The following is an 8,480-nucleotide window of genomic DNA, read 5'->3' as shown; positions in this document are numbered from 1 at the left end:
GCCGCCCGCGGCGGTCGACGAGCTGCGCGCCGCGCTCGGGAGCGCCGCCCTGGTCGAGTACCTCGCCGTCGACGGCGAGCTGCTGGCCCTGACGCTGGCGGGCGACGACGCGCCCGGCCCCCGCGGGCCGCGCCTGCACCGGCTCGGCCCGCTGGACGGCGTCCAGGACCCGTTGCTGCACCTGCAGTTCGCCCTCGGCCGGTTGGCCACCGGCCGGGGCAGCGGTGCTGCGCTGGCGGCCGCGCTGGCCGGTGCGTGCCAGGCCGCGGACGAGCTCGACGCCCGGCTGCTCGCCCCGCTGGGCGACCTCGGCGGGGGAGCGCTCGTGGTGGCGCCGACCGAGGCCCTGCACGCCGTGCCGTGGAGCATGCTCGGCACCGCCGCCCGCGGTCCGCTCCACCTCGTGCGGTCGGGCACGGCCTGGCTGGGCGCGGTCGAGCACCGCCGCCGGGCGCGCGAGAGCCGGGAGCGGGCGGCCGACGTCTTCGTCACCGGTCCCGACGTCTCGCTGGCTCCGGTGCGCGCCGCGGACGGCCCGGACGCCGAGCGGGCCGGCGTGGTGACGGTCGACGGCCCGGCCGCGACCGTGGCGCGCACCATGGCGCTGCTGGACGGCGCGGGCGTCGCGCACGTGGCCGCGCACGGCACCTTCCGGTCCGACAACCCCATGCTGTCGTCGCTGCGGCTGGCCGACGGGCTGCTCACCGTCTACGACCTGGAGGCGCTCGAGCGCACGCCGCGGCTCGTCGTCCTGGCGGCGTGCCACTCCGCGGCGGCGCAGGTGCTGCCCGGCAACCAGCTGCTCGGCGTCGCGCACGCGCTGCTGACGCTCGGTGCCGCCGGGGTCGTGGCCACGACGCTGCCGACCCCGGACGCCGAGACCGCCGTGCTGATGGACGCGCTGCACGACGAGCTGGACCGCGGGCTGGACGCCGGCGAGGCGTTGCACCGCGCCCGCGCCCGCCTCGACCTCGGCACCCCGGCCGGGATCGCGACGAGCGCGGGCTTCGACCTCTACGGCTGCTGAACCGCCGTCTGCTCGGCCGGAGCCGCGGCCTGGGCCGGCACCGCGCCGCTGCCCGGCGTGGGCAGGTGCAGCTCGGTGCGCGGCACGAACCGCCGCCCGTACCCGTCGCGCGGCAGCGCCCCGAGCTCGGCCAGCAGGTCGGCGGCGACCTGGGCCGCGGTGCGACCGGGGGACAGCGAGGCGCGGTGCGCGATCTCGGCCGCCACGACCGGAGCCGCGAAGGACGTGCCGCTCCAGGTGGCCCACCCGGTGAACTGCCCGTCGTCCGGGTCGGGTCCGCGGCGGCCGTCGACGTAGCTGCTGTGCAGGTCGACGCCCGGGGCGCACACGTCGACCCACGGGCCGTAGTTGCTGAACGCGGCGGGCTCGCCCGTGCGGCTGTCGTAGGCGGCGACGGCGACGACGCGCGGGAACGCGGCCGGCCAGAACTGCCGCCGGCGGCCGTTGTTGCCGGCGGCGGCCACGACGACCCGGCTCGGGTCGAGCGCGTCGAGCGCGGCCTCCAGCGCGCGCGGACGACGGTCGTGCCGGGTGTAGCCGCCGAGCGACAGGTTGAGCACCGGCGCGGTCGTCTCGGCGACGCCCAGCGCGACTGTGAGGTCGTCGCCGAACCCGCTGGAGTTCAGCACCTTGCGCTGCTCCATGCCCAGGCCCGGCGCCACCCGCTGCACCACGCCGCAGATGAACGTGCCGTGCCCGGCCTCGGTGTCGAGGTAGGAGTTGCTGTCCTCGTCGAGCATGTCGACGTCGGTGCCGTCCTGGCCCAGCAGCATGGCCGAGAAGAACGGGTGGGTCGGCGCCGCGACCCCGGTGTCGAGCACCGCGAGGTGCGCGGTGCTGCCGGCCGGCAGCGCGCCCTGCGGCAGCGGCAGCGTCGCGGCCAGCTGCGGCTCGGTGGCCGGGCCGCCCTCGTAGTACCACTCGCCGGTGAAGACGTGGTTGAGCTCGACGTGCGAGCCGCGGGCCCGCACCCGCCCGTCGATGGCCCGGTGCAGCTCGGGCAGGCCGACGGACGCGTCGACCATCCACCGCTGGACGTCGACGCCGCGGCGGGAGAACCGTGCGTTGGTCGCCTCGTCCTCGGTGACCGCGTCGCGGCCGACCTCCGAGCGCAGCACGTCGACCGCGCCGCGGCCCAGCAGCAGCTGGCCCGGTCGGTACAGGTAGCCGTCGGCTGCGCGCTCGACGCGCAGGCCCTGCCGGCCCTTCTTGGTGAGCTGGTGGTCGAGCGCCGCGCTGCGGCGGTGCTGCCAGGTGGGGGGAGCGTCCATGACCGTCCTTCGTCCGCGGGTGTCGATGCAGGGGAGCTGCGCTACGAGCGGTGCCAGCGCGGGGGTCGGGAGCAGTCTGCTCCCGACCCCCGCGTCTCAGCCACCGGTTCCGGCCGATCGAGGGGCCGGTTCCCACCACCACAGCGGCTGCTCGGCCGCCCACGAGACGTCCGCGCCCCCTGCGCGCGCACGGCGACGGGCGGCGACGACCTTCGCCCGGGCTCGGGCCGCTGCGGCCCGCCGGGCCCGGGACTGCCGTTCGCTCAGCACCATCGACCGCTCCGTCCAGTGGGTGGCGTGACGGGTTCGCAGCCGTCACGACAGAGCAGAGCCGCGGGCGGGCGTCCTGATACACCCCGGACGGGGGAAACTTCCGGCGCGCTGCGCCGCCGGGCTAGAGCGAGGACGCGTGCAGGGTGTCGCAGGCGTTGAGATCGCCCGCCTGGTAGCCCTTGGTGAACCAGCGCTGGCGCTCCTCGGACGACCCGTGCGTCCACGACTCGGGGTCGACCCGGCCCTGGGACTTCTTCTGGATCCGGTCGTCACCGACGGCCGAGGCCGCCGAGAGCGCCGAGTTGATGTCGTCCTGGGTCAGCGGCTTCAAGAAGGTGGTGCCGTCGGCGTCCTGGGTGCTGCTCGCGCTGTGCGCCCAGACGCCGGCGAAGCAGTCGGCCATCAGCTCGATGCGCACCGAGCCGGAGTCCGCGCCCTGCGGGTCCTGCTGGGCGGCGTCGAGCACCCCGAGCAGGTCTTGCACGTGGTGGCCGTACTCGTGGGCCACGACGTACTCCTGGGCCAGCGCGCCGTCGTCCGCGCCGAACCGGCTGGTGAGCTCGTCGAAGAAGCTGGCGTCGATGTACACCTTCTTGTCGGTGGGGCAGTAGAACGGCCCCACCTGGTTGGACGCCGTGCCGCACGCGCTCTGGGTCTGGCCGGAATAGAGCACGGTCTTGGCCTGCGTGTACTGCCGGCCGCCGTCCTTCGGCAGCGCGTCGGCCCAGTAGTCCTGCACGCTGTTCACGGTGCCGACGACGCGGCACTCGGCGTCGCGGTTGGCGTCGGCGCCGCTCTTGCACTGCTCGCCGACGGTGCTCTGGCCCGGCTCTGCCGGCTGTCCCGGGGTGCCGGTGATCGCGCTGGTGTCGACGCCGAAGACGAGGCCCAGCACCAGGATGATGAGCCCCGCGCCGCCGCCGATGGCGATGCCCCCGCGGCCGCGCCCGCCCGACTCGACCTGGCTGGTGTCGAGCCGTGCGTCGTCGTTGAAGCTCACGTCGCCTCCTGGCCTCACGGCGTCCGGGGTCCCCCGACCTGCCGCGTAGACTAGCCATGAGATCGGCCGCACGCCCTGGCGACGACCCGCAGGAGCCGGCTTGCAGCGCAGCCGTCCGCCCGTCGTCCGTCCCCGTGCGAGAGGTACCTCCCCGTGATCACCGCGACCGCCCTCGAGGTGCGCGCCGGCGCGCGCGTGCTGATCGAGGCCGCGACCTTCCGGGTGGCCGACGGCGACCGCGTCGGCCTGGTCGGGCGCAACGGCGCCGGCAAGACCACGCTGACCAAGATCCTGGCCGGCCAGGGCCAGCCGGCTGCCGGCTCGGTCGCGACGTCCAGCGACGTCGGCTACCTGCCGCAGGACCCGCGCACGGGGGACCTCGAGGTGCTCGCGCGCGACCGCATCCTGTCGGCCCGCGGCCTGGACGCCGTCGTGCGCGACCTGCGCACGACCGAGTCGCGGATGGCCAGCGCGGACGACGAGACGCGCGAGAAGGCCATGGCGCGCTACAGCCGCCTCGACGCCGAGTTCCAGGCGCGCGGCGGGTACGCCGCCGAGAGCGAGGCCGCGAGCATCGCCAGCAGCCTCGCCCTGCCCGAACGGGTGCTCGGCCAGCCCTTGCGCACCCTCTCCGGCGGTCAGCGGCGCCGCGTCGAGCTGGCCCGCATCCTGTTCAGCGGCGCCGGCACCCTGCTGCTCGACGAGCCCACCAACCACCTCGACGCCGACTCCATCGCCTGGCTGCGCGACTACCTCAAGGCCTTCCGCGGCGGGCTGGTCATCATCAGCCACGACGTCTCGCTGCTCGAGGTGGTCGTCAACCGCGTCTTCCACCTCGACGCCAACCGGGCCGAGGTCGACATCTACAACGTCGGCTGGAAGGCCTACCTCGACCAGCGCGAGACCGACGAGCGGCGGCGCAAGCGCGAGCGGGCCAACGCCGAGAAGAAGGCGGCGACGCTGCTCTCGCAGGCCGACAAGATGCGGGCCAAGGCCACCAAGGCCGTCGCGGCGCAGAACATGGCCCGCCGGGCCGAGCGGCTGCTGGCCGGGCTCGACGAGCAGCGGGTGTCGGACAAGGTCGCCAAGCTGCGCTTCCCCGACCCGGCGCCCTGCGGCCGCACGCCGCTGACCGCCACCGGCCTGTCCCGCTCGTACGGCTCGCTCGAGGTGTTCACCGACGTCGACCTGGCCGTCGACCGCGGCAGCAAGGTCGTGGTGCTCGGGCTCAACGGCGCCGGCAAGACGACGCTGCTGCGCATGCTGGCCGGGATCGACCCGCCCGACACCGGCGACGTCCACCCGGGCCACGGGCTGCGGCTCGGCTACTACGCGCAGGAGCACGAGACCCTCGACACCGAGCGCACCGTGCTCGAGAACATGCGCACCGCCGCGCCCGACCTCGGCGACACCGAGGTGCGCAAGGTGCTGGGCTCGTTCCTGTTCAGCGGCGACGACGCCGACAAGCCGGTGCGGGTGCTCTCCGGCGGCGAGAAGACCCGGTTGGCGCTGGCCACGCTGGTGGTGAGCAGCGCCAACGTGCTGCTGCTGGACGAGCCGACCAACAACCTCGACCCGGCCAGCCGCGACGAGGTGCTCGGGGCCCTGCGCACCTACCGCGGGGCCGTCGTCCTCGTCACGCACGACGAGGGAGCGGTGCACGCGCTCGAGCCCGAGCGGGTGCTGCTGCTGCCGGACGGCGACGAGGACCTCTGGAGCACGGACTACGCCGACCTGGTGTCGCTGGCCTGAGCACGACCTGTGCTGCACACCACAGGTCCCCCTCAGTTCTGAGTGGCGGACCGGTCGGGCATCTCGCACGATGGACGGACCCCGATCGAAGGAGGTCCCGTGACCGCCGTGAAGAAAGGCGCGCGACTCACGGGTGACGAGCGCTCGAGGATGGCCTCGACCGTCACCCAGCTGTACAGCCAGGGCAAGAGCATTCGCGACATCTCGGCCGAGACCGGCCGGAGCTACGGGTTCGTGCACCGGGTGCTCAGCGAGAGCGACCTCTCGCTGAGGGGTCGGGGCGGCGCCACCCGCCGTCGCAGCGGGTAGGCACCAGCACCCCGGCCGGGGTCGGCCCGGGGCCCGGTTAGGCTCCCGCTCATGCCTGGAGCCGCCGTGGACGTCGACCCCGCCCTGCTCGCCGCCGGGTCGGTGGTGGTCTCGCGCGACGCCGCCGTCCTGACGCTGACCCTGAGCCGGCCCGAGGCGCGCAACGCCCAGACGCCGGACACCTGGCGCGCGCTGGCCGCCGTCGGCGCCGCCCTACCGGACGACGTCCGGGTCGTCGTCGTGCGCGGCGAGGGGGCCTCGTTCAGCGCCGGCCTGGACCGTCGTATGTTCACGCCCGAGGGCATCCCCGGCGAGCAGTCCTTCCTCGAGATGGCGGCCCTGCCGCCGGACGAGGTCGACGCGGTGATCCAGGGCTTCCAGGCCGGCTTCAGCTGGCTGCGCGACGAGCGCGTGGTCAGCGTGGCGGCCGTCCAGGGGCACGCGGTGGGGGCCGGCTTCCAGCTGGCCCTGGCCTGCGACCTGCGGGTGGTGGCGGACGATGTCCAGCTGGCCATGCGCGAGACGAGCCTCGGGCTGGTGCCGGACCTCACCGGCACCTGGCCGCTGGTGCAGGCCATGGGCTACAGCCGGGCGCTGGAGGTCTGCGTCACCGGCCGCTGGATCGGCGCCGACGAGGCCGTGCGCACCGGGCTGGCGGCGTTGTCGGTGGAACGTGGTCACCTGGACGACGCGGTGGCCGACCTGGTCGACGCGCTCACGGCACCCGACGCGGGCGCCGTCCGGGCGACCAAGGCCCTCCTGCAGGGTGCGGCGCAGCGCACCGCCACCGAGCAGGAGGCCGCCGAGCGGCTCGCCCAGGCGGGCCGCTTCGCGGCGCTGCGGGAAGCAGCAGGTGCCGCCGGGCGTTGACGCCCGGGGCACGACGGCCGTCGGCTGACGGCCCGGTGAGGAGATTGCATGTCGATGGGTGGCGGGATGGGCCGCGCCAGCGGGTCGTTCATGAGCTCGATGCGGCGAGACCCGTCGGTCAAGCAGGTGGCGCTGCGGCCCGGCGTCGCGCGGCGGATCGTCGGCTTCGCGCGGCCGTTCCGCACGAAGATCCTGGCGTTCCTCGCGCTGGTCGTCGTCGACGCGGTGCTCGTCGTCGCGACCCCGCTGCTGCTGCAGCGGATCATCGACGAGGGCGTGCTGAAGGACGACCGCCGCGTCGTGGTCACCTCGGCGCTGCTCGTCGCCGCGCTGGCGGTCTTCGACGCCGCGCTCGGGCTGGTCGAGCGGTTCCTGTCGTCGAGCATCGGCGAGGGCCTGATCTACCGGCTGCGCGTGCAGGTCTTCGCCCACGTGCAGCGCATGCCCATCGCCTTCTTCACCCGCACCCAGACCGGCTCGCTGGTCACCCGGCTCAACAGCGACGTCATCGGGGCGCAGCAGGCCTTCACGTCCACGCTGTCGTCGGTGGTGTCGAACGTCGTGACCCTCGTGGTCGTGCTGATCACGATGCTCGCGCTGTCGTGGCAGATCACCGTCGTCGCGCTGCTGATGCTCCCGCTGTTCGTGGTGCCAGCCCAGCTGCTCGGACGACGGCTGGCCAGCATCAGCCGCGAGGCCATGGGTCTCAACGCCGACATGGGCCAGACGATGACCGAGCGCTTCAACGTGGCCGGCGCGCTGCTGGTCAAGATCTTCGGCCAGCTGCCCCGCGAGGAGGTGGCATTCTCGGCCAAGGCCGGGCGGGTGCGCGACATCGGCGTGCGGTCGGCCATGTACGGCCGGTTCCTGTTCACGGCGCTGACCCTCGTGGCCGCGCTGGCCACCGCGCTGGTCTACGGGGCGGGGGGATGGTTCGTGATCGACGGCACCCTCGGGGTGGGCGCGCTGGTCGCCATGGCCGCCCTGCTCGGGCGCCTGTACGGGCCCCTGACCGCGCTGTCGAACGTGCAGGTCGACGTGATGACCGCCCTGGTGAGCTTCGACCGGGTCTTCGAGGTGCTCGACCTCGAGCCGCTGGTGCGCGACAAGCCCGGCGCCGTCGAGCTGCCCGCCGAGGCGTCGTCCGTCGAGTTCGACCACGTGGCCTTCCGGTACCCGCGGGCCGACGAGGTCTCGCTGGCGTCGCTGGAGTCGGTGGCCGTGCTCGATCAGAGCGAGCCGGCCCAAGTGCTGCACGACGTGACCTTCCGGGCCGAGGCCGGGCAGGTGGTCGCGCTCGTCGGGCCGTCCGGCGCGGGAAAGTCCACGATCACCCACCTGGCCTCGCGGCTCTACGACGTGCGGGGTGGCGCGGTGCGGATCGGCGGCGTCGACGTCCGCGACGTCACGCTGGAGTCGCTGCACCGCACGATCGGCGTGGTGAGCCAGGACGCGCACATGTTCCACGACACGATCCGCGGCAACCTGCTGCTGGCCCGCCCCGACGCCACCGACGACGAGCTCGTGCAGGCCTGCCGCGACGCCCAGATCTGGCCGCTGGTCGCGGCGCTGCCCGAGGGCCTCGACACCGTGGTCGGCGACCGCGGCTACCGGCTGTCCGGCGGCGAGAAGCAGCGCCTGGCCCTGGCGCGGCTGCTGCTGAAGGCGCCGTCCGTCGTGGTGCTCGACGAGGCCACCGCGCACCTGGACTCCGAGAGCGAGGCCGCGGTGCAGCGCGCGCTGGCGACCGCGCTCGTCGGTCGCACCGCCATCGTCATCGCGCACCGGCTCTCGACGATCCGCGACGCCGACCAGATCCTCGTCGTCGACGGCGGCGAGGTCGTCGAGCGCGGCACCCACGAGGGGCTCCTGGCCCGCGGCGGGTTGTACGCCGACCTCTACCGCACCCAGTTCGCCCACCAGGACGACGGCCCTCAGCCGGCGGTCTCGTCGTCCTGACGGCTCAGGGCCGCGGCTG

At 74.3% G+C, this 8,480-nt stretch carries 7 protein-coding genes; 5 read left to right on the top strand and 2 right to left on the bottom strand.

The genetic code is table 11. The annotated features are described in order from the left end of the window. The coding region (locus ACYVJ4_RS09285; protein WP_460459842.1) for a CHAT domain-containing protein at positions 1 to 1,027 on the top strand (1,027 nt) is incomplete at its 5' end. On the opposite strand, the gene ACYVJ4_RS09280 is transcribed toward ACYVJ4_RS09285, so the two are convergent. Beyond that, the gene (locus ACYVJ4_RS09280) at positions 1,015 to 2,298 is read right to left on the bottom strand and encodes a S8 family peptidase (RefSeq protein ID WP_460459841.1); all 1,284 of its coding nucleotides are present in this window, start codon (positions 2,296 to 2,298) and stop codon (positions 1,015 to 1,017) included. The genes ACYVJ4_RS09285 and ACYVJ4_RS09280 overlap by 13 nt on opposite strands. Before the next feature lie 394 nt (positions 2,299 to 2,692). After that, a complete protein-coding gene (gene ypfJ / locus ACYVJ4_RS09275) occupies positions 2,693 to 3,571 on the bottom strand; it encodes a KPN_02809 family neutral zinc metallopeptidase (RefSeq protein WP_460459840.1) in 879 nt (292 codons plus the stop codon). Between the two features lie 153 nt (positions 3,572 to 3,724). Here ypfJ and ACYVJ4_RS09270 point away from each other — a divergent pair, with 153 nt between their 5' ends. From ACYVJ4_RS09270 to ACYVJ4_RS09255, 4 genes are all read left to right on the top strand, one after another. Further along, complete coding sequence (locus ACYVJ4_RS09270) at positions 3,725 to 5,323, top strand: ABC-F family ATP-binding cassette domain-containing protein (protein WP_460459839.1); 1,599 nt, start codon at positions 3,725 to 3,727, stop codon at positions 5,321 to 5,323. 99 nt (positions 5,324 to 5,422) lie between these two features. Then, on the top strand, positions 5,423 to 5,632 hold the full coding sequence (locus ACYVJ4_RS09265) for a helix-turn-helix domain-containing protein (RefSeq protein ID WP_460459838.1): 210 nt from the start codon (positions 5,423 to 5,425) through the stop codon (positions 5,630 to 5,632). Between the two features lie 51 nt (positions 5,633 to 5,683). Next, positions 5,684 to 6,502, top strand: coding sequence for an enoyl-CoA hydratase/isomerase family protein (locus ACYVJ4_RS09260; RefSeq protein ID WP_460459837.1), 819 nt, complete (start codon positions 5,684 to 5,686; stop codon positions 6,500 to 6,502). Between the two features lie 54 nt (positions 6,503 to 6,556). Next, positions 6,557 to 8,461: an ABC transporter ATP-binding protein gene (locus ACYVJ4_RS09255; protein WP_460459843.1), complete on the top strand. Its 1,905-nt coding sequence runs from the start codon at positions 6,557 to 6,559 to the stop codon at positions 8,459 to 8,461. Positions 8,462 to 8,480: the final 19 nt, after the last annotated feature.

This window comes from Angustibacter peucedani, from assembly GCF_054779595.1.
Note: the sequence above shows the minus strand (reverse complement) of the source record. Positions and strands in the feature narration are given on the sequence as shown.

Coding starts and splice junctions, on each gene's coding strand:
- ACYVJ4_RS09280 (WP_460459841.1), bottom strand. CDS start 2,298: ATGGACGCTCCCCCCACCTGGCAGCACCGCCGCAGCGCGGCGCTCGAC.
- ACYVJ4_RS09260 (WP_460459837.1), top strand. CDS start 5,684: ATGCCTGGAGCCGCCGTGGACGTCGACCCCGCCCTGCTCGCCGCCGGG.
- ACYVJ4_RS09255 (WP_460459843.1), top strand. CDS start 6,557: ATGGGTGGCGGGATGGGCCGCGCCAGCGGGTCGTTCATGAGCTCGATG.